Genomic DNA, 21,337 nt, shown 5'->3' with positions numbered 1-21,337 from the left:
GGCTGCCCGTCAATGCAGAATTTTTGCCAGAAAATCCCGGGCGCGATCGGTTTGCGGATGCTGGAAGAACGCTTCTTTATGGGTATCTTCCACGATCTTGCCCTCATCCATAAAAATCACCCGGTTGGCCACTTTACGGGCAAAGCCCATTTCATGGGTCACCACCATCATGGTCATGCCTTCCTGGGCCAGTTCCACCATGACGTCCAGCACTTCGTTAATCATTTCCGGGTCCAGGGCCGAAGTCGGTTCGTCAAACAGCATCGCCACGGGGTCCATGCACAGGGCGCGGGCGATGGCCACGCGTTGCTGCTGGCCGCCGGAGAGCTGGCCCGGATATTTATTGGCCTGGGCGGAAAGACCCACCCGCTCCAGCAGTTTCAGGCCTTTTTCGCGGGAAGCATCTTTGTCGCGCTTAAGGACTTTAACCTGCGCCAGGGTCAGGTTGTCGATAATCGACAAATGGGGGAACAGCTCGAAATGCTGGAACACCATGCCCACTTTGGCCCGCAGCTGGGCCAGATTGGTGCGTTTGTCGTTGACGGCGATGTCATTGACAATGATCTGCCCCCGCTGGATCGGCTCAAGTCCGTTGACGGTTTTGATGAGGGTGGATTTACCCGATCCGGACGGACCGCAGACCACCACGACCTCACCGGTATTGACTTCGGTTGAGCAATCGTTCAGAACCTGAAAATGACCATACCATTTTGAAATATTTTTCAGGGAAATCATCAAACCGTCCTTTTTTTCAAGTAATTCACCAGCAGGGAAGCGCTGAGACTGATAACAAAATAAACCGCACCGGCAAACAGAATCATTTCCACCTGCGTGCCGTCGCGCTCTCCCACCGATGACGCGGTACGGAAAAAATCCGCCAGGCTCAACACATACACCAGCGAGGTATCCTGGAACAATACGATGCCCTGGGTCAGCAGCAGCGGCACCATGGCGCGGAAGGCCTGCGGCAGCACCACCAGTTGCATGGATTGCCACGGGGTCATGCCCAACGCCAGCGCGGCGGAAGCCTGGCCGCGGGAAATGCTGATAATCCCGGCGCGGATAATCTCGGAGTAATAGGCGGCTTCAAACAATGAAAAAGCCACCATGGCCGAAATTAAGCGGATATCGGTCTTAGGCGAGATCCCCAGGACTTTTTGCAAAAAGCTGGGCACCACCAGATAGAACCACAGCAGCACCATCAGCAGCGGCACCGAGCGGAATAAATTAACGTACAGTTTGGCAAACCAGCTGATGGGCCGCAGCGGCGACAGGCGCATCACCGCCAGCAGGGTTCCCCAGATAATACCGAAGAACACGGCGGTAAAGGTGATTTTCAGCGTAATGGCCATGCCTTGCAGCATATAGGGCAAGCTGGGCACCACCGTACTCCAGTCAAATTGGTACATCATTTACCTCCTATATGACCGGGCAAACGTACTTTTCGCTCAACCAAATGCATGAAGAACATGATTACGGCGTTAATGATCAGATAACCCACGGTGATCGCGGTAAAGGATTCATACGCATGGGCGGAGTAATCCAGCAGTTTACCGGCCTGCGCGGCCATATCCACCAGTCCGATGGTTGACGCCACCGCGGAGTTCTTCACCAGGTTAAGCATTTCCGACGTCATCGGCGGCACAATCACGCGATAGGCATTGGGCAATAAGACATAGCGGTAGGTCTGGGCGAGCGTCAGCCCCATCGCCAGACCGGCGGCCTGTTGCCCCGACGGCAGCGATTGAATACCCGTGCGCACCTGCTCGCAAACGCGGGCGGCGGTAAACAACCCCAGGCATACCATGGATGAAACGAAAAATTGGATATTGGGGTCCAATTCCGACTTAAACCACATGCCGATACTCACCGGCAATAGCTCGGGCACCACCAGATACCAAATAAAAAATTGAACAATCAAAGGTACGTTACGGAATAATTCGACATAACAGGTACCTAAAGCGGAAAGGAAACGATTTGGAACGGTACGCAGGATGCCAAACAGCGAACCGACCAGCAACGCGATAATCCAGGCGCATAAGGAAACGGCGATGGTGACTTTGAAACCCGCCCAAAGCCAACCGAGATAGGTGGTGTTGCCAAATGGGGCGGCTTCAAAAAAAATGCCCCAGTTCCAATCTATTGACATAAAAAACTCCGGTAAAAAAGGGTAGCATCGCTACCCTGAAGATTGATGAAGACCTTGATTTTCCGTACTGCGGGGAACGACCGCTGTACGTCTGCCTGTCCTGGCCTCCGGCAATCGAGAGGGCGGGGAGTCACCCGCCCTTTATTGTCGTTATTAATTTACGGCTTTGTCGTTAGGGGCTTTGAACAACTGCTTGACGTCGTCGGACATGTCGAAATTCATATTCAGGTTTTTCGGCGGAATCGGTTGTTTAAACCAGGTGTCATACCATTTGGCCGCCTGGCCAGAGGTCTGGATGGAAATAATGGTGTCATCCACCAGCTTTTTGAACTGCGGATCGTCTTTACGCATCATGCAGCCATAGGCTTCTTTTGACTGCGGGGTGCCGACGATATCCCATTGATCCGGATTTTTCGATTTGGCGCGTTCGCCGGCCAGCAGCGCATCGTCCAGCATAAAGGCGACGGCGCGTCCGGTTTCCAGGGTGCGGAATGAATCGCCGTGATCTTTGGTGGAGATAATGCGCATATTCATATGTTTTTCGTCGTTCAGCTTATTGAGCAATACCTCGGAGGTAGTGCCTGCGGTGACCACGACGGTCTTACCGGCCAAATCGGCGAAATCTTTAATATCGCTGCCTTTTTTAACTGCGATACGGGTACCGATGACAAACAGGGTATTGGAGAAATCCACCTGTTTCTGGCGCTCAAGGTTATTGGTGGTGGAACCACATTCAATATCGTAAGTGCCGTTTTGCAACAGCGGAATGCGGTTTTGCGAAGAAATGGGTAAATACTTCACCTGGAGGTTCGGCGCATCGATTTTTTTCTTAACCGCATCGACGATGGCTTCGGAATAAGCCTGGGAGTAACCCACTACTTTTTGCTGGTTATCGTAATACGAAAAAGGAACCGAGGATTCCCGGTGACCAACCACGATCACGCCGTTATCTTTGATTTTCTTCAGGGTGCCGGTCAGGTCTTCCGCATGGGCCATGCTGCCGGCCATACCGAGAACCAATAAAGATAAAGCCAATTTGCGCATTTGCATCTTCCAACTCCTTTGCTGTCACTGCGGCGCTCAAGGGATAAGCGCGCCGCAATTATGAGTATCACGTTAAGCTTTGTATCCAGCCTAAAGCGTAAAATCAAAACGGATCACCGTTAAAAAATAGCCGAATGTAAATAATTTGAAATGAAAAAGTTTGCGTTTTGTGAGACCAAACGCACCAATAAATGGCGCCTACAGCGGCAACGCACAATTTAAGTGCATATAGCGCACCATGGCGGCGCACGCGGCGCATAAATAGCTCAGCAAAAAACAGTTTTTTACGGCATTCGCAACGTTATACAGCAAAATCCATGCCAGACAAATAATTTGCCCGCAAATAGAGCAGGCTGCTATTTACACTTTTTCGGCCGCGGCCGCGGATAGCGCGACATGGGCTTTAAAGATCTCCAACGCGCCGGGTATCAGGGCGGAGTCGGCATGCTTATCGCTATTCCACAGATCGGCAAAACCGATCGCCCGCCCGCAGTGGATAAACACCTCATCCACGCGGATAACGATAACGCTCTTGGCCGGCCGATCGTCTTGGGCAAACCGGCGGCACAACGCCGGATCGACCGAAATCTGCGCCCGCCCGTTCACCCGGAACGCCTCCTTCCAGCCCGGAATCAAAAACAGCATACCGACAAAGGGGTTTTGCAAAATATTTCCCAACCCGTCCAACCGGTTATTACCGGAACGATCCGGCAGCAATAGCGTTTTATCGTCTTCCACATGCACAAAACCCGGCTCGCCGCCCTTGGGCGAACAATCAATCCCCGCTGCGCCTAACGTACCGAAAATCATAAACGGCGACAGCGCGATTAACCGCCGCGCATACATATCAAGACAATCGATTTGTTTTTGCACCACCGCTTTATTGGGCTGGGCATAATGCTCGCGCAACTGGGCGGCATCGGTCAAAAGATAATGGGAATCGAGATTCATACAGGGCTCATTGTGGTCAACATGTCACGGGGTTGTTACAAGTGGCAAGATAACAGCAATGAAAATGATTAACAATAATTAGGAGACTCAGCACCCGCCGACACCCAACCCGCAGCGGGCCCTGTTAAAGGGGGAGCATGCCGATGGGGCCGAAGCGGGCATGGTTTTCCTGCCCGCCGGAACGCCCCACGGCATGGTAGACCCGCTATCACCCAACCCGCAGCGAGCCTGCTAAAGGGGGAGCATGCCGATGGGGTCGAAGCGGGCATGGTTTTCCTGCCCGCCGGAGCGCCCCACGGCATGGTAGACCCGCCGACACCGAACCCGCAGCGGGCCCTGCTAAAGGGGGGGCATGCCGATGGGGCCGAAGCGGGCATGGTTTCCCTGCCCGCCGGAGCGCCCCTTGGCGCGGTATGCCCGCTATCACCGAACCCGCAGCGAGCCCTGTTAAAGGGGGAGCATGCCGATGGGGCCGAAGCGGGCATGGTTTTCCTGCCCGCCGGAGCGCCCCACGGCATGGTAGACCCGCTATCACCCAACCCGCAGCGAGCCTGCTAAAGGGGGAGCATGCCGCAAACTCCCAAGCGCCCCTAGCGGCGCGCCCGCCGCCCAAACACCATCCCCCCAAACCCCAGCAACAGCGTAATCCCCCACAGCGGCCAATCGCCAAACCGGGCGTATGGCGTCAACCCCGTCGTCGGCGTCACCCGCGCGCTCAACACATCGCGGGTAAACTGCGGCAATATGGCGTCAATCGCGCCGTCCGCGCCAATCACCGCCGTAATACCGTTATTGGTGCTGCGCAACAGCGGCCGCCCCAGCTCCACCGACCGCATCCGCGCCATCTGGAAATGCTGCCACGGACCAATCGAGTGGCCGAACCAGGCATCATTGGAAATGGTCAGCAGAAAATCGGTATCCGGACGGAAATTATCCCGCACCTGCGAACCCAAGATAATCTCGTAGCAAATGGCCGCGGTCAGCTTCATCCCGGCCACGCTTAGCTGCGGCTGCACATAATTACCGCGGCTAAACGACGACATCGGCAGATTAAACAGCGGCGCCAGCGGACGCAGCAACGTCTCCATCGGCACAAATTCGCCAAACGGCACCAAATGATGCTTGGCATAGCGATTCAGGGTCGGGTAGCGATAAGGCGTCGGTTCCCCCAGCACCACAATACTATTAAAATAGGTATAACTCTGGGCCGAACGCCGCGCGTCGATAATGCCGGTAATCAGGCTGGTATGCCGCTCGCGCAGCAACTGGTCCAGCTCGCTGAGAAACGGCGTCTGGTCGGATTCGTCATCGGGTATGGCCGATTCCGGCCAGATAATCATCTGGGCCTTGCCCAGCGCGGCGCGGCTATGGCTCAGGTACACATCCAGCGTCGGCCGCACCTGGTCGGCTTCCCATTTCAGCGACTGCGCGATATTGCCCTGCACCATGGCCACGTTAATGGCCCGCGCGTCCTGGGGCGTATACCAGTGCACCCCGCGCAGCGGCCAGGGCAACAGCAGCAAAACCAGCGCGCAGGCGCCGGCTAATGCACTGCGCAGCGCCACCGCCGCCACCGCCAGCCCGCTGATGGCCATCAGCGCGAAGGTAATGCTCTCCACGCCGAACAGCGGCGCCAGCCCCTTAAGCGGCCCGTCGATCTGGGTATAACCGAATTGCAACCAGGGCAAACCGGTCATGACCCACCCGCGCAGGAACTCGGTGATTTGCCATAATACCGGCGCGCCCAACGCCAGTCGCCACACGGTGGTCCGCGGCCACAGGCGCGCCAGCAGACCGCTGAAAAGCATGGGATACAGCGCCAGGTAGGCGGCCAGCAAAATCACCAGACCGACGTTAATCGGGCCGGGCAGGCCGCCGAACTGCGCGATGCTGACATAAATCCAGTTCATGCCGGTGCCGAACAGCCCGAAACCCCATATAAAGCCAAGCCAGGCGGACTGGCGCACCGTGCGGTTCAGGGTGACCGCCAGCAGGCCCATCAGGGAAATGATGGCCGCCGGCCAAAAATCATAAGGTGAAAACGCCAGGGTACCGCAGGCACCGGTCAATAACGCCAGCAGTGCCCGTATCCACTGGCGTTCAGGTCGCAATGCGCTCGCCATGTAAAGTTTATTCTTCCATTATCGGTTGGGGGGAGTCGTCGGGGATTTTAACATGCACCTGGATGATACGCCGACTGTCGGCCATGGCGACTTTAAAAATATAACCATCTATTTCAATGGTTTCGCCCCGGGCCGGTAGATGGCCGAATGCCTGCATCACCAGGCCGCCGATGGTGTCCACCTCGTCATCGCTAAAATGCGTGCCGAAGGCGTCGTTGAAATCTTCAATGGGCGTCAGCGCGCGAATGGTGAAGGTATGGCGGTTGAGCTGGCGGATATCCCGATCTTCCTCATCATCGTATTCATCTTCGATTTCGCCGACGATCAGCTCCAGAATATCCTCGATGGTAACCAGTCCGGATACGCCGCCGAACTCATCGATGACGATGGCCATATGGTAGCGCTGGGAGCGGAACTCCTTCAGCATCCGATCGACCCGCTTGCTTTCCGGGACGACTACGGCGAGGCGCAACACTTTATCCATACTGAACGGCTGGGAGTTGCTGAGCATGAACGGCAGCAGATCCTTGGCCATCAAAATCCCTTCGATATGATCCTTATCTTCGCTTATCACCGGGAAACGGGAATGGGCGGATTCGATAATCACATCCAGGCACTCTTCCAGGGATTGGTTGTTTTTCAGGGTCACAATTTGCGAACGGGGGATCATGATATCCCGCACGCGCTGCTCGGCGATATCCATTACGCCTTCGAGCATATCGCGGGTGTCGGGATCAATCAGCTCGTTTTGTTCGGAATCGCGGATAAGCTCCAGCAAATCATTCCGATTCTTGGGTTCTCCGTGAAATAGCTGATTAAGGATAAGGGTAAAAAAGCCCTTCTTGGGACTGGGGCTGTCGTTGCTTTGCGAATGGTCGTCGCTCATGGCGTTTTGTTAGTTTCACTCGTAGTGGGTAGTGGCTAGTATTCACCGATCCCCTGCGGGGGATCGGCATCGTTAATCAATCGTCTTTTTCAGCCAGGTAAGGGTCCGGATAACCTAATGATTGCATGATCTCGGCTTCCAGCGCTTCCATCTCTTCGGCTTCGTCGTCCAGGATATGATCATACCCTAGCAGATGAAGACAGCCATGAACAACCATATGCGCCCAGTGCGCCTCCAGGGCCACCGCCTGCTCGGCGGCTTCCCGTTCCACCACCTGCCGGCAAATCACCAAATCGCCCAGCAGGGGCAGTTCCACCTGCGGCGGGGCTTCAAAGGGAAACGACAGCACGTTGGTGGATTTATCCTTGCCGCGATAGGTCAGGTTCAGCTCGTGACTCTCGGCTTCATCCACCAGGCGGATGGTCACCTCGGCCTCGGGCTGGAACTGCGGCAATACCCCTTCCAGCCAGCGGGTAAAGGCCGCTTCGTCCGGCAGTCCCGCCGGGTCCGAGCAGGCCAGTTGCAAATCAAGGATGATGCCGCTCATTTTGACGGCTCCCCTTGATTATCAGCCGGCGGCAATGGGGTCTGGCCGCTGTAATGGGCCTGCGCTTCGCGCTTGCGCAGTTCCCCCAGCGCGTCTTTGCGCTTCTGGTCGGCGGCTTCCCAGGCTTCATAAGCCACCACGATGCGGGCCACCACCGGATGGCGCACCACATCCTCGCTATGGAAGAAGTTAAAGCTGATTTCCTCAACGTCGGCCAGGACTTCGATGGCGTGACGCAGGCCGGATTTCGCATTGCGCGGCAGGTCGATTTGGGTAATATCGCCGGTAATGACCGCTTTGGAGTTAAAACCAATGCGCGTCAGGAACATTTTCATCTGCTCGATGGTGGTGTTCTGGCTTTCATCCAGGATGATAAACGCGTCGTTCAGGGTGCGGCCGCGCATATAGGCCAGGGGCGCCACTTCTATCACGTTGCGCTCGATAAGCTTTTCCACCCGCTCGAAACCCAGCATTTCGAACAGCGCGTCATATAACGGGCGCAGGTAGGGGTCCACCTTCTGGCTCAGATCGCCGGGCAGGAACCCCAGCTTTTCGCCGGCTTCCACCGCCGGGCGGGTCAGCATGATGCGGCGTATTTCCTGGCGCTCCAGCGCATCCACCGCCGCGGCCACCGCCAGGTAGGTTTTGCCGGTACCGGCCGGGCCGACGCCGAAGGTGATATCGTGATCGAGTATATGGGCGATATATTGCGCCTGGTTAGGCGTGCGGGGTTTGATCACTCCCCGCTTAGTCTGGATATTCACCGCTTTGCCAAAATCCGGCACGCTTTCGGCGGTCTGTTCCAGCACCCGGCTCTCTTTAATCGCCAGATGGATTTTTTCCGGCTCGATATCGGAAGTCACGCCGCGCACCGGCGCCGTATCCACATACAGCGAGCGCAGGATTTTGGCGGCGGCTTCGACGCACAGCGGCTTGCCGACCAGTTTAAAAGCGTTGTCACGACGATTGATTTCAATGCCCAACCGGCGCTCAAGTTGTTTGATATTGTCATCAAACGGCCCACAGAGACTCATTAAGCGGATATTGTCTGCGGGCTCCAGCATGATTTCTTTAGTGTCGACGTTCAAACTGTTCCTCTGGGCCATCAAGGCCATGTTAGGGAATGGTGCTTATTTCAGCGCCTGGCGGCCGCGAGACCGCGGTTCCAGCTTCATAAATGAAGTAAACCGCCGCCAGCGTCAAGAGCGCAGGTCGCTAAATTGATATTGGGGCACGATAAGTGAAAAGCAACCGGGGATAGCGTGACGAAGGGCGGCGGGGGAGGCCGCCCTGTTCCGGGCCGGGGGGCGATCACGGCTGGTAGGTTCCCACGCCGATGTCATTCTCCTTGCGGGTGCGGGCAATCACCGAGGCCGGGCTTTCGTTGACGCGCAGGCCCATTTGATCTTCCGTGCGTATCACCACGCCGCGCAGGGAGTTGGGATTGACATCAACGATCTCGACGTCGACAAACTTGCCGATCATATCCGGCGTGCCTTCGAAATTCACCACGCGGTTGTTTTCAGTGCGGCCCGCCAGCTCCATCACGCTCTTGCGCGAGGTGCCTTCCACCAGGATGCGCTGTACGGTGCCTTGCATCCGCCGGCTGAATTGCATCGCCTGCTGGATGATGCGCTCTTGCAGGATATGCAGCCGCTGCTTTTTCTCTTCTTCGCTCACGTCGTCGACCATATCGGCCGCCGGGGTGCCGGGCCGGGCGGAGTAGATAAAACTATAGCTGGTGTCGAAATTCACTTCGGCGATCAGCTTCATGGTCTGTTCGAAATCAGCCTGGGTTTCGCCGGGGAAACCGATGATGAAATCGGAACTGACTTGAATGCCGGGACGGGCTTTGTGCAATTTGCGGATAATGGATTTGTATTCCAGGGCGGTATGGGCGCGCTTCATCATGGTCAGAATGCGATCCGAGCCGCTTTGCACCGGCAGGTGCACGAAGCTGACCAATTCCGGCGTATCCCGATACACCTCGATGATATCGTCGGTGAATTCGATGGGATGGCTGGTGGTAAAACGCACGCGATCGATGCCGTCGATGGCCGCCACCAGGCGCAGCAGTTCCGCGAAGGTACAAATGTCCCCTTCGTAGCTGGCGCCCCGGTAGGCGTTGACGTTCTGGCCCAGCAGGTTGACCTCGCGCACGCCCTGCGCCGCCAACTGGGCGATTTCAAACAGGATATCGTCGCAGGGGCGGCTGACTTCTTCGCCGCGGGTATAAGGCACCACGCAGAAAGAGCAGTATTTATTGCAGCCTTCCATGATGGACACAAAGGCGGAAGGGCCGTCGGCGCGCGGCTCCGGCAGCCGGTCGAATTTTTCGATTTCCGGGAAGCTGATATCCACCACCGGGCTGCGGTTGCCGCGCACCCGGTTGATCATTTCCGGCAGGCGGTGCAGGGTCTGGGGGCCGAACACGATATCCACATAATGGGCGCGTTCGCGGATATGCGCGCCTTCCTGGGAGGCCACGCAGCCGCCGACGCCGATAATCAAATCCGGATTGGCTTCTTTCAGCGCCCGCCAGCGGCCCAATTGATGGAACACCTTTTCCTGCGCCTTTTCGCGAATGGAGCAGGTATTAAGCAGCAGTACGTCCGCTTCTTCGGCGTTATCCGTCAATTGATAGCCATGGGTGCTATCCAGTAAGTCGGCCATCTTGGATGAATCGTACTCGTTCATCTGACAGCCCCAGGTTTTGATATGCAGTTTTTTTGTCATCGGCTTGCCATTACTCGGTGCAGGGAAAAAGCCCTTGGGCTCATGCAGGGCGCGTATTGTAATCCTTTGGCGTTGTTGTGACCAGTGCGCCGCGCATCGGGTGTTCTTTCATAATGAAAAATTGCGTTACACTAAGCAAATGTTTATCACTCACAAGCCTGGCCGATATGGATACAAACCAAATGTCGTTTGATGTGGTGGTTGCGGGCGGCGGCATGGTGGGCGCCGCCGCGGCGCTGTTGCTGGCCCAGGGCGGCCTGCGGGTCATGGTGCTGGAGCGCGCCCGGCCGGCGGACATCCCCGCTGGCGGCCCTCCCGATCTACGGGTATCGGCTATCAGCTGCGCCTCGGTGGAACTGCTGCGCGAAGTGGGGGCCTGGGACCGGCTGGACGCACATTTTTGCGCGCCCTATCGCCGCCTGGAAACCTGGGAGTGGCAGCAATCCCTGGTCTCCTTCGACGCCGCGTCGCTGCATTTGCCGCAACTGGGCTTTATGGTGGAGAACCGCCGGCTGCAACAGGCGCTGTGGCGGGGGTTTGCCGCCTGCGGCGACCGCCTGACGCTGCGCTGTCCGGCCACCCTGGCGGATATGCGCTATGACGGCGGCAGCTGGCGGCTGGAACTGGACAACGGCGACATTATCGACACGCGCCTGTTGATCGGCGCCGACGGGGCCCAATCCCAGGTGCGGCAGCGGGCGGGTATCGGCACCGGCGGCTGGCAATACCGGCAATCCTGCCTGCTGATCGCGGTGGAATGCGCCGATGGCCAGCGGGATGTCACCTGGCAGGAGTTTACCCCCGACGGGCCGAGGGCTTTTTTACCGCTGTACGATCATTGGGCTTCGCTGGTGTGGTATGACAGCGCGGCGCGTATCCGCCAATTGCAGGCGCTGGCGCCGCCCGCCCTGGAACGCGAAGTGCTGGCGCATTTCCCCGCCCGTCTCGGGGCGGTGAAGGTGCATGGAGCGGGGGCTTTCCCGCTGGTGCGCAGCCACGCCCGTGAATATGTCCGGCCCGGTCTGGCGCTGATCGGCGACGCGGCGCACACCATCAACCCGCTGGCGGGGCAGGGCGTGAACCTGGGCTTCCGGGATGCCGAGGCGCTGGCGTCGGTGGTGCTTGGCGCCCGCGATCATCAGGAACCGTGGGACGAACTGCGGATATTAAAGCGCTACCAGTATCGTCGTTATGCCGACAATCTGCTGATGCAAAGCGGCATGGACCTGTTTTACGCCGCGTTCAGCAATAATCTGCCGCCGGTGCGTCTGGCGCGCAATCTGGCCCTGATCCTGGCCCAGCGCGCCGGTACGTTGAAAACCCGGGCGCTGAAATATGCCCTGGGGTTATGACCGGCGCCGCATCCGCGATTACATGGCCAGGATTTTTTCTTTCTGCGCGCTGAATTCCTGATCGTTGAGTATTCCGCGCTCTTTGAGGGCGGCCAGTTTTTCCAACTGGACAATCACGTCGTGCGGCGACTGGGCGCTAAAGGTCCGGGCCGGCGCCGGCGCTTTGCTCAGATTGTCGCGGGCCTCGTTCACCATCGTGGTAAATGGCGCGACGGCGCCCTTCATTATATTCTCGATGGTATAGTCCTGGCCGCCGGCGCTCAGGGTGATGCTGCCGGTCATCATGCGGGTGCGTCCGCTCACCGACACAATGCTGGCCAGATCGAGCGTCAGCTGTTTCAGGCCGTGCACCATACCTTTATCCAGAAAGATAATACGATAGTTGGTCAGGGTGATAAGCCACGTGTTGCCGCCCATCAAGCCGGACGCCACGGCCAGGGGAATCTCATCGTCGGCCAGCATGGCCGGCAGGTGATAAAATTCTTTTTTGGTGCCGAAGGGCATATCCCCCACCAGCTTCGCCAGACGCTTGTATTCTATCTTTAACTCTTCGCTATTTGCTGTTTTAAAGTTAATCATCGTTGATTCCCAATGAATAATTGTCAATTTATCAATTGATGTGCCTGAATTTACCTCATATGCGACACAATCAAAGGCCGGAACAGCTCCCTGAAACATGGTCATTTAACCGGCTAAGCGCCCCGGATAACGGGTAATGATCTCTTTGTCGCAAGCAGCATGCCCTTTCCCGATCCAAACCGCGGGGAATTGTGCCCCTAGCAATATGCCCGCTACCATGATCTGGGAGTGCTCATGTCGCTTTTAGTTGCAGTAAAAGTGAATAAAAGTTGAATTTATCTTGTGGCGGCCGCCGGCCAACCGATGACGGCCGGAAGCAAGCGCGGCGAGAGTTAAGAGGGATTAATGGATAAAAAGAAAACGGGGCGATGTCTTTCGACAATCGCCCCGCTTACCGCTGCTTGCGCAGTCTTTATATGGCTGGGGTACCAGGATTCGAACCTGGGGTGGCGGAATCAGAATCCGCTGCCTTACCGCTTGGCGATACCCCAAAAATGTGGTGGCTACGACGGGAATCGAACCTGTGACCCCAGCATTATGAGTGCTGTGCTCTAACCAGCTGAGCTACGTAGCCGAATTATACTTAAAAATTCGGGACTTACAATACTTTTTAAAAACTTTTTCCGACTTTTTTGGCTGGGATACCAGGATTCGAACCTGGGGGTGGCGGGATCAAAACCCGCTGCCTTACCGCTTGGCTATATCCCAATTTCCCAACGTCGTGCAACCGCGTAATTCGTCGTTTCGTTAACCTTGATTCAGTTAACGGCGCTGCCGCCGTGAAACGAATGGCTGGGGTACCAGGATTCGAACCTGGGAGTGGCGGGATCAAAACCCGCTGCCTTACCGCTTGGCTATACCCCATCCGCTGCGTAACCGAATAATGGTGCGGGAGGCGAGACTTGAACTCGCACACCTTGCGGCGCCAGAACCTAAATCTGGTGCGTCTACCAATTTCGCCACTCCCGCAAAGTATGGTGGCTACGACGGGATTCGAACCTGTGACCCCAGCATTATGAGTGCTGTGCTCTAACCAGCTGAGCTACGTAGCCGTCTTTCTTCCGCGTGACCTTCATTCGGCGTTGCGGGGCGCATTATGCGTAGTTGCGCAAATCCAGTCAACTCCTTTTTTTGGGAATCAGGCTTTGCGCATGCTGTTTGTCTGGGTTATGACCAACCTGATGATAAAAGCGGCATAAAGGCGATTTTATCCCGTTTAACCATAAAAAAACGGGCCCCGCAGGCCCGTTGATTTTGCAGTGAAACCGGTTTGCCCCACCGGGCCTTAGGCTTTAGTAGGCGGACTGATGCACGCCCACGGCGCGGCCCGAGGGATCGTCCATGTTTTTGAACGATTCGTCCCATTCAATGGCCTTGGCCGAGGAACAGGCCACGGACGGGCCGCCGGGCACGCATTCCGCCGCGCTGGGCAGCGGGAACAGCTCTTCAAAGATCTGGCGGTAGAAATATGCCTCTTTGGAGTTCGGCGTGTTGTACGGGAAGCGGAAATGCGCGTTGGCCAACTGCTGGTCGGTAATCTGTTCGCCGGCCACCACTTTCAGCGTATCGATCCAGCTATACCCCACGCCGTCCGAGAACTGCTCTTTCTGCCGCCAGGCGATACTTTCCGGCAGGTAGGATGCAAAACATTCGCGCAGCACATGTTTTTCAATTTTACCGTTGCCGCACATTTTGTCCTGCGGGTTAATACGCATCGCCACGTCGAGGAAGTTTTTATCCAGGAACGGCACGCGGGCTTCCACGCCCCAGGCGGACATGGCTTTATTGGCGCGCGCGCAGTCATACATATGCAGCGCCTGCAGTTTGCGCACCAGTTCCTCATGGAACTCTTTGGCATTCGGCGCTTTATGGAAGTACAGGTAGCCGCCGAACACTTCATCGGCCCCTTCGCCGGACAGCACCATTTTGATGCCCATCGCCTTGATTTTACGCGACATCAAATACATCGGCGTCGAGGCGCGAATCGTGGTCACATCGTAGGTTTCAATGTGATAAATCACATCGCGGATGGCGTCCAGCCCTTCCTGCACGGTGAAATGCACTTCGTGATGCACGGTGCCCAGATGGGTGGCCACTTCTTTGGCCGCGCGCAGATCCGGCGAGCCTTCCAGGCCAACGGCGAAGGAGTGCAGCTGCGGCCACCAGGCCTCGCTGCGCGCGCCGTCTTCCACCCGGCGGGCGGCATATTTTTTGGTAATGGCGGAGATCACCGATGAATCCAGACCGCCGGAAAGCAGCACGCCGTAAGGCACGTCGGACATCAGGTGGCTCTTGACCGATTCTTCCAGCGCGTCGCGCAGCGCCGCTTTGTCGGTGACGTTGTCTTTGACGTTGTCATAAGAGAACCAGTCGCGGGAATAATATTCGCGGATCTCGCCGTCCTGGCTCCAGAGGTAGCTTCCAGGGGGAAATTCCTTGATGCTGCGGCAAATAGGCACTAAAGCCTTCATTTCCGAAGCGACATACATGGTGCCGTTCTCGTCATAGCCCATATATAACGGAATGATGCCCATATGGTCGCGGCCAACCAGGTAGGCGTCTTTTTCCGTGTCATAAAGAATAAACGCGAACATGCCGCGCAGTTCGTCCAGGAACGCCGGGCCCTTTTCCTGGTATAACGCCAAAATGACTTCACAGTCGGAGCCGGTCTGAAACGCATAACGATCGCCCAATTCCTGGCGCAGCGCCTGGTGGTTGTAGATTTCGCCGTTTACCGCCAGCACATGGGTGTGGGCGGCGTTATATAACGGCTGGGCGCCGGTATTCACGTCCACGATGGACAGGCGCTCATGGGCCAGTATGGCTTTGTCGCTGGCGAACACCCCGGACCAGTCGGGGCCGCGGTGGCGCATCAGGCGCGACATTTCCAGCGCGGTTTTACGCAGTTCGGACGGATCGGATTTGAGATCCAGTACTCCAAAAATTGAACACATTATTTTCTTCCTTACGCCTTGCTTAGGGCTGGTGCTCTATGGTGGCTTCAAGAGTAACCATCGGGTGTTGACATCGATTTAGCACTAAAATGGCACCAATATTCAATATCAATCAATAAAAAAAGCGTAGCCGCTGGTGATAATTCATTTTTATGGCGTGAAAAATGGGAATTCATCAATAAAACGGACGAGGCGGCGGGTTAATTTATGTATTCGTGAATGGGTAAAACGCGCCACCGGTGCTCATCGCCCCGCATCCGCGCACCATTTGAGCGCGGGGGCGGCGTGGGAAAACAACTAAAACGGCACTAAACGGTACTATCAGGCCGTTTCCAGCAGGCGCTGCAACAATACGCCGTTAAGCATGGCGCGTTTCACCAGGGCAAAGGCGCCGATGGCCGAACCATGGTTAAGCGTCGATATCACCACCGGCAGATTCTGGCGAAAACCGTTGAGCACCTGGTTATCGATGCAGCGCTGTATCGCGGGCAGCAGTATCTTGTGCGCCTCGATAATCTCGCCGGCCAGCACCACCTTCTGCGGATTAAACAGGTTAATGGCGATGGCCACCGCTTTGCCCAAATGATGGCCCACATGCTCGATCACTTCGCAGGCCAGGGTATCGCCGCGGTTGGCGGCTTTGCAGATAGCGTCGATTTTGCAATTATCCAATGACAGCCTGCTCGGGTAGCCCTGGCCGAGCAAATGGCGGACCCGTTGCTCGATGGCGCCGTTGGCGGCGATGGTCTCCAGGCAGCCAAAATTGCCGCAGTGGCAGCGTTCGCCCAGGGGATCGACCTGGATATGGCCGATTTCCCCCACATTTCCGTTGCTGCCGAGGAAAATCTGGCCGTTAACGATGATCCCGGCCCCGGTGCCGCGGTGGATGCGAACCAAAATGGCATCGTCGCAGTCCCTGGTTGCACCAAAATAGTGCTCGGCCAGGGCCAGACTGCGGATGTCATGACCCACGAAGGCGGTGAGATGAAACCGTTTTTGCAGATTCTCCACCAGCGGCCAATGATTGACGCTGATATGCGGCATATAGCGCACCACCCCGGAATAGGGGTCTACCAGGCCGGGCAGTATGACGGATATGGCGATTAATTCCCGGCTTTTGCGCTGGATCAGTTCGAGAAAGCGGGTGATGGCGTCAAATAGCGCCTCTTCCAGCGCCGCCTGGGTGGTTTGCGGCAGCGGGGTGAACTCTTCATGCAGCGCTTTGCCGGTGAGATCGTAGAGGGTGATGGTGGTATCGTGGCGGCCGAGCCGTACGCCGATGGCCTGGAACGAACGGGTTTCGGTCACAATGGAAATAGCCCGCCGGCCGCCGGTGGACGCCTGCTGATCCACTTCGCGGATCAGCCCGCGCTCCAGCATCTGGCGGGTAATTTTAGTGATGCTGGCGGGGGCCAGCTGGCTGAGTTCGGCGATCTGGATGCGCGATATCGGCCCGGATTGATCGATCAGGCGGTAGACCGCCGCGCTATTCAACTGCTTGACAAGGTCAACGTTTCCTATCGGGGCCTGTCCGCCTGGGATCATCGGTGTATTACTCGCTCATCTAAAGAACTTCGTCGCCATTAACGATAGTTTTGGTTATCCGGTAATCGCGGGTAAAAGCGGTCAGGTTTGCCACCTTGCCAACCTGCAGGGTACCCAACTGATTTTCCACGCCCAGGGCCTGCGCCGGATAAAGGGTTGCCATGCGCAGCGCTTCGTCCAGCGCGATGCCGGCGTGCTCGACGCTATTGCGAACCGCTTCGATCATGGTCAGCGCCGAACCGCTCAGGGTGCCGTGTTCATCCACGCACAGGCCGTCACGATAGTATATTGTTTTACCGGCAAAAATGAAGCTATCAATCGGCGGCTCGGCGCCGGCGGGCGCGGTAGCGTCGGTGACCAGTATCAGTTTATCGCCTTTGATGCGTTTGGCGTTGCGGATATTGGCATAGTTAACGTGCAGCCCGTCGGCGATCGCGCCGCAATACAGCGTCGGCGTATCAAAAATGGCGCCGATCAGCCCCGGTTCGCGGCCAACCAGCGGCGGCATGGCGTTGAACAGATGGGTGGCGATACTGATACCGGCGGCAAAACCCGCTTTCGCCTCATCGTAGGTCGCGTTGGAATGCCCGGCGGATACCCGGATGCCCGCGGCCACCAGGCGGCGGATTATCGCGGCGTCGACCATTTCCGGCGCCAGCGTCAGTTTGGCGATCACATCGGCGTTTTCGCACAGGAAATCCACCATGGCCGGGTCGGGCCGGCGCATCAGGGCCGGATCGTGCGTGCCTTTTTTGATGGGGTTGAGGTAAGGACCCTCCAAATGCAAGCCCAGCGCCTGGTGGGCGTGCTGCGCCAGAAAAGCGCGCATCACCTCGATCGCGCGCCGCATAAATTCATCGGTGCTGGTGATCAGGGTCGGCAAAAAGCTGGTGCAGCCGGCTTTGACATTGGCGCGCTGCATGATTTCCAATGTTTCCACCGACAGCGCGTCGAGAGAGTCATTGAACTGCACGCCGCCGCATCCGTTAAGCTGCAGGTCGATAAATCCCGGCGCCAGGATCGCGCCGGCGAGGTCGCGTTGTTCCACGTCTGCGGGCAGCGACGCCACCGGACAGATATCGGCGATCGCACCATCGGCCACGGTCAGCGCATGGTTGTCAAGTATCTGATAACCGGTGAAAATCCGGCCATTGATTAATGCATACATCGTTTGCTCCCGGTTATCGGTTACACTTTTTTCGCGTTTGGCGCTTCGGCCGCTTCCAGTTCGCGGAAATATTTTACCGTTTTAATCTTCAATTCCAGCGTGGACGGCTCATCGCAAACCATGATCGCCTTAGCATGGAGCTGCAGACAACTTATTGTCCACATATGATTCACGTTGCCTTCAACCGCGGCCTGTAGCGCCAGGGCTTTATTGTGGCCAATGACCAGAATCATGACTTCTTCCGCATCCAGCAGGGTGCCGACGCCGACGGTCAGGGCGAAACGCGGAACCTGTTCGATATCGTTATCAAAAAAGCGCGAGTTGGCGCGGCGGGTTTCCTGGGTCAGGGTTTTGATGCGGGTACGGGACGCCAGGGAAGACGCCGGTTCGTTGAAGGCGATATGCCCGTCGTTGCCCACGCCGCCCATAAACAGGTGGATTTTGCCGTAAGAGCGGATTTTCTCTTCATAACGGCGGCATTCGGCGTCGATATCCGGCGCGTTGCCGTTTAACAGGTTAATGTTTTCTTTAGGAATATTAACATGATCGAAGAAATTGTGGTGCATAAATGACGAGTAGCTTTCCGGATGCTCGGTTGGCAGGCCGACATATTCATCCATGTTGAAGGTGACGACGTTTTCGAAGCTGATCTGGCCCGCTTTATGCATCTGGATAAGATATTTGTAGGCTTCCATCGGCGTGCTGCCGGTCGGCAGTCCCAGGATAAACGGACGTTCCTTGGTCGGTTTGAACGCGTTAATGCGCTCGACGATATGGCTGGCTGCCCATTTGCCGACATCAGCGGCGGTTTCTAAAGGGATAAGTCTCATTATTGGCCTCTTTTTAAGGTAAAAGCAGTTGCCCGGAACGGTGAAGGAAGTATAGCGTTAGCGCGAGCAGCATAAAACAGCGCGGCTATGACTCTTTGACCTGACGGGAAAAGTATAAGTTGATTTTTCGTAGTGCAAAATAAGTTTGACATGAATCGTAGAATAAGTCACAAATTCTACCGGTTCAAGGTGATTCTAATCACATAATACCGGTAATTAATTTGCGAAGAAAATTAAACTTAATACACTGCGTATGACAGTTCGTCAGGCGCGGTTTTGAAGCAGGCATTGGGTTGGGCGCCTCACATTGTGGGTCGGTCGATAAGATCAATAGGGGAATCAAGGTGAATATACTCAGTTATCTTCAGAAAATAGGCCGCGCATTGATGGTGCCGGTGGCAACGTTGCCAGCCGCCGCCATCCTGATGGGCGTCGGTTATTGGATTGACCCGGTGGGTTGGGGGGGCAGCAGCGCGTGGGCGGCCTTCTTTATCAAAGCCGGATCGGCCATTATCGAAAATATGTCGGTGCTGTTCGCGGTCGGCGTCGCTTACGGTATGTCAAAGGATAAAGACGGCGCGGCGGCATTGTCCGGCCTGGTCGGTTTTTTGGTGGTCACCACGCTGTGCGCTCCCGCCGCCGTGTCGATGATCCAGCATATCCCGCTGGCCGATGTGCCCGCGGCTTTTGGCAAAATCAATAATCAGTTCGTCGGCATCCTGGTAGGGATTATTTCCGCCGAGCTGTACAACCGCTTCAGCCATGTGGAACTGCCCAAGGCGCTGTCGTTCTTCAGCGGCCGGCGCCTGGTGCCAATCCTGGTCTCCTTCGTGATGATCCTGGTGGCATTTATCCTGATGTACGTTTGGCCGCTGGTGTTCAGCGCCCTGGTGTCGTTTGGCGAACATATCCAGCGCCTGGGTTCGGTGGGCGCCGGCATCTATGCCTTCTTCAATCGCCTGCTGATTCCGGTCGGTCTGCATCATGCCCTGAACTCGGTGTTCTGGTTCGATGTCGCCGGCATCAATGATATTCCTAAATTCTTTGGCGGCCAGCAGTCGATTGATGCGGGTACCGCCATCGTCGGGATCACGGGCCGCTATCAGGCCGGCTTCTTCCCGATCATGATGTTCGGCCTGCCCGGCGCCGCCCTGGCGATTTATCAATGCGCCCGTCCGGAAAACAGAAGCAAGGTCGCCGGTATTATGCTGGCCGGTGCGTTTGCCGCCTTCTTTACCGGTATTACCGAGCCGCTGGAATTCTCCTTTATGTTCGTGGCGCCGGTCTTGTATCTGCTGCATGCGATATTGACCGGTCTGTCGGTATTCATCTCCGCCCAGATGCATTGGATGGCCGGTTTCGGCTTTAGCGCCGGCCTGGTGGATATGGTGCTCTCCTCGCGCAATCCCCTGGCGGTGCGCTGGTATATGCTGATTCCGCAGGGGCTGGTGTTCTTTGTTATCTATTATCTGGTCTTCCGTTTCACCATCAAACGTTTCAACCTGCTAACCCCGGGACGCGAACTGGCCGTGGCCGGTGACGAATCCGACGGTTACGATGTGGATGTCGAGCCGGTGGCCACCACTAAAAGCGGTGAAACCGAGGCTTTGGCCCGTCGTTATATCAGCGCCATTGGCGGTTCCGATAATTTGACCGGCATAGATGCCTGTATTACCCGCCTGCGTCTGAATGTGAAAGATTCCGCCCTGGTGAACGAATCGCTGGCCAAAAATCTGGGCGCCCAGGGCGTCATCCGCCTGAATAAAGAGAGCGTGCAGGTGATTGTCGGCACCCGTGCCGAAATTATCGCCGGCGCCATGCGCACGGTGCTGGCCAGCGGTCCGATAGCCGCGGCGAAATCGGTCGCCCGCAACGTTGCGCCGGTGCAGCCAGCGGTCGCTCCCGAAGCGCCGCGGCCGGCATCGCGGCCGGTGGTGGTCAGCCTGGTATCGCCGATCAGCGGCGAAATCGTGCCGCTGGATCAGGTGCCTGATGAAGCGTTCGCCTCCAAAGCGGTAGGCGAAGGCGTGGCCATCCGGCCTACCGGCAAACTGGTACTGTCGCCGGCCAACGGTACGCTGGTTAAAGTCTTCGGCACCCATCACGCTTTTTGCCTGGAAACCGACTCCGGCGCCGAGGTGATCGTGCATATCGGCATCGATACCGTCGGGCTGCAAGGCCAGGGCTTTACCTTACTGGCGGAAGAGGGCAGCAAGGTGACCCAGGGACAGCCGATTCTGGAGCTGGATCTGGACTACCTCGGCGCCAACGCCCGTTCATTGATAAGCCCGGTGGTGATTGCCAATATGGATCAGTTCGGCGCCATAGCGGCCGTGGCCAGCGGTGTGGTTATCGCGGGTGAAACGCCGCTGCTGGATATCACCGCTAAATAACCGCATGTGGTTATAGCCGGCGTTCAATATCTAGTTGTAGTTGTATTGTTGGTTCCGGCGCGCCTGGCGCGCCGGAACCT

The 21,337-nt window shown here is 56.8% G+C and carries 18 protein-coding genes and 6 tRNA genes; 3 read left to right on the top strand and 21 right to left on the bottom strand.

What is annotated here, in order from left to right; genetic code table 11:
• Window positions 1–9: 9 nt before the first annotated feature.
• The 5 genes from ACL2XP_RS19495 to ACL2XP_RS19475 form a co-directional block, all read right to left on the bottom strand.
• Window positions 10–735 carry an amino acid ABC transporter ATP-binding protein gene (locus ACL2XP_RS19495; protein WP_413734722.1) on the bottom strand — a complete coding sequence of 242 codons (726 nt, stop codon included), beginning with the start codon at window positions 733–735 and terminating at the stop codon, window positions 10–12.
• Window positions 735–1,409, bottom strand: coding sequence for a glutamate/aspartate ABC transporter permease GltK (gene gltK, locus ACL2XP_RS19490; protein WP_413739231.1), 675 nt, complete (start codon window positions 1,407–1,409; stop codon window positions 735–737). Before gltK ends, ACL2XP_RS19495 begins: the two co-directional genes overlap by 1 nt.
• Window positions 1,409–2,149: an amino acid ABC transporter permease gene (locus ACL2XP_RS19485; RefSeq protein ID WP_413734721.1), complete on the bottom strand. Its 741-nt coding sequence runs from the start codon at window positions 2,147–2,149 to the stop codon at window positions 1,409–1,411. Before ACL2XP_RS19485 ends, gltK begins: the two co-directional genes overlap by 1 nt.
• A gap of 153 nt (window positions 2,150–2,302) precedes the next feature.
• Window positions 2,303–3,199: an amino acid ABC transporter substrate-binding protein gene (locus ACL2XP_RS19480; protein ID WP_413734720.1), complete on the bottom strand. Its 897-nt coding sequence runs from the start codon at window positions 3,197–3,199 to the stop codon at window positions 2,303–2,305.
• 354 nt (window positions 3,200–3,553) lie between these two features.
• Window positions 3,554–4,144 (bottom strand): MSMEG_1061 family FMN-dependent PPOX-type flavoprotein, encoded by a 591-nt coding sequence (locus ACL2XP_RS19475; protein WP_413734719.1) that lies wholly within the window; start codon window positions 4,142–4,144, stop codon window positions 3,554–3,556.
• Window positions 4,145–4,411: 267 nt separating this feature from the next.
• Between ACL2XP_RS19475 and ACL2XP_RS19470 the strand changes: the two genes are divergently transcribed.
• A complete protein-coding gene (locus ACL2XP_RS19470; RefSeq protein ID WP_413734718.1) occupies window positions 4,412–4,702 on the top strand; it encodes a hypothetical protein in 291 nt (96 codons plus the stop codon).
• 32 nt (window positions 4,703–4,734) lie between these two features.
• Here ACL2XP_RS19470 and lnt read toward each other — a convergent pair whose 3' ends face one another.
• The 5 genes from lnt to miaB all read right to left on the bottom strand — a co-directional run bounded on the left by lnt (window position 4,735) and on the right by miaB (window position 10,436).
• Entirely contained in the window at window positions 4,735–6,267 is a 1,533-nt protein-coding gene (lnt, locus tag ACL2XP_RS19465; protein WP_413734717.1) for an apolipoprotein N-acyltransferase, read from the bottom strand.
• A gap of 7 nt (window positions 6,268–6,274) precedes the next feature.
• Entirely contained in the window at window positions 6,275–7,153 is an 879-nt protein-coding gene (gene corC, locus ACL2XP_RS19460; RefSeq protein WP_413734716.1) for a CNNM family magnesium/cobalt transport protein CorC, read from the bottom strand.
• A 76-nt stretch (window positions 7,154–7,229) separates the two neighbouring features.
• Entirely contained in the window at window positions 7,230–7,700 is a 471-nt protein-coding gene (ybeY, locus tag ACL2XP_RS19455) for an rRNA maturation RNase YbeY (RefSeq protein WP_413734714.1), read from the bottom strand.
• A complete protein-coding gene (locus tag ACL2XP_RS19450; protein WP_413734713.1) occupies window positions 7,697–8,788 on the bottom strand; it encodes a PhoH family protein in 1,092 nt (363 codons plus the stop codon). The genes ybeY and ACL2XP_RS19450 overlap by 4 nt, the downstream gene beginning before the upstream one ends.
• A 223-nt stretch (window positions 8,789–9,011) precedes the next feature.
• Window positions 9,012–10,436, bottom strand: coding sequence for a tRNA (N6-isopentenyl adenosine(37)-C2)-methylthiotransferase MiaB (miaB, locus tag ACL2XP_RS19445; protein WP_413734712.1), 1,425 nt, complete (start codon window positions 10,434–10,436; stop codon window positions 9,012–9,014).
• A 167-nt stretch (window positions 10,437–10,603) separates the two neighbouring features.
• On the opposite strand from miaB, the gene ubiF reads away from it, so the two are divergent.
• Window positions 10,604–11,788: a 3-demethoxyubiquinol 3-hydroxylase gene (ubiF, locus tag ACL2XP_RS19440; RefSeq protein ID WP_413734711.1), complete on the top strand. Its 1,185-nt coding sequence runs from the start codon at window positions 10,604–10,606 to the stop codon at window positions 11,786–11,788.
• An 18-nt stretch (window positions 11,789–11,806) separates the two neighbouring features.
• Here ubiF and ACL2XP_RS19435 read toward each other — a convergent pair whose 3' ends face one another.
• The 11 genes from ACL2XP_RS19435 to nagB all read right to left on the bottom strand — a co-directional run bounded on the left by ACL2XP_RS19435 (window position 11,807) and on the right by nagB (window position 18,864).
• On the bottom strand, window positions 11,807–12,367 hold the full coding sequence (locus tag ACL2XP_RS19435; protein WP_413734710.1) for a PH domain-containing protein: 561 nt from the start codon (window positions 12,365–12,367) through the stop codon (window positions 11,807–11,809).
• Between the two features lie 417 nt (window positions 12,368–12,784).
• Window positions 12,785–12,858 (bottom strand) — tRNA-Gln (locus ACL2XP_RS19430).
• 6 nt (window positions 12,859–12,864) lie between these two features.
• A tRNA-Met gene (locus ACL2XP_RS19425) sits at window positions 12,865–12,941 on the bottom strand.
• 59 nt (window positions 12,942–13,000) lie between these two features.
• Window positions 13,001–13,075: transfer RNA gene (locus ACL2XP_RS19420), tRNA-Gln, on the bottom strand.
• A gap of 81 nt (window positions 13,076–13,156) precedes the next feature.
• A tRNA-Gln gene (locus ACL2XP_RS19415) sits at window positions 13,157–13,231 on the bottom strand.
• Between the two features lie 20 nt (window positions 13,232–13,251).
• Window positions 13,252–13,336: transfer RNA gene (locus ACL2XP_RS19410), tRNA-Leu, on the bottom strand.
• 6 nt (window positions 13,337–13,342) lie between these two features.
• Window positions 13,343–13,419 (bottom strand) — tRNA-Met (locus ACL2XP_RS19405).
• Window positions 13,420–13,659: 240 nt separating this feature from the next.
• The gene (gene asnB, locus ACL2XP_RS19400) at window positions 13,660–15,321 is read right to left on the bottom strand and encodes an asparagine synthase B (protein ID WP_413734709.1); all 1,662 of its coding nucleotides are present in this window, start codon (window positions 15,319–15,321) and stop codon (window positions 13,660–13,662) included.
• A 321-nt stretch (window positions 15,322–15,642) separates the two neighbouring features.
• Window positions 15,643–16,866, bottom strand: coding sequence for a DNA-binding transcriptional regulator NagC (nagC, locus tag ACL2XP_RS19395; RefSeq protein WP_413734708.1), 1,224 nt, complete (start codon window positions 16,864–16,866; stop codon window positions 15,643–15,645).
• Window positions 16,867–16,885: 19 nt separating this feature from the next.
• Window positions 16,886–18,034, bottom strand: a complete 1,149-nt coding sequence (gene nagA, locus ACL2XP_RS19390) for an N-acetylglucosamine-6-phosphate deacetylase (protein WP_413734706.1) — start codon at window positions 18,032–18,034, stop codon at window positions 16,886–16,888.
• Window positions 18,035–18,054: 20 nt separating this feature from the next.
• Complete coding sequence (gene nagB, locus ACL2XP_RS19385) at window positions 18,055–18,864, bottom strand: glucosamine-6-phosphate deaminase (protein WP_413734704.1); 810 nt, start codon at window positions 18,862–18,864, stop codon at window positions 18,055–18,057.
• A gap of 344 nt (window positions 18,865–19,208) precedes the next feature.
• Here nagB and nagE point away from each other — a divergent pair, with 344 nt between their 5' ends.
• Window positions 19,209–21,257 (top strand): N-acetylglucosamine-specific PTS transporter subunit IIBC, encoded by a 2,049-nt coding sequence (nagE, locus tag ACL2XP_RS19380; protein ID WP_413734702.1) that lies wholly within the window; start codon window positions 19,209–19,211, stop codon window positions 21,255–21,257.
• Window positions 21,258–21,337: the final 80 nt, after the last annotated feature.

This window comes from Sodalis sp. RH21 (assembly GCF_047324175.1).
Classification (GTDB): Bacteria; Pseudomonadota; Gammaproteobacteria; order Enterobacterales; family Enterobacteriaceae; genus Acerihabitans.
The sequence above is the reverse complement of the archived record's forward strand: the minus strand, read 5'-3'. Positions and strand labels throughout refer to the sequence as shown.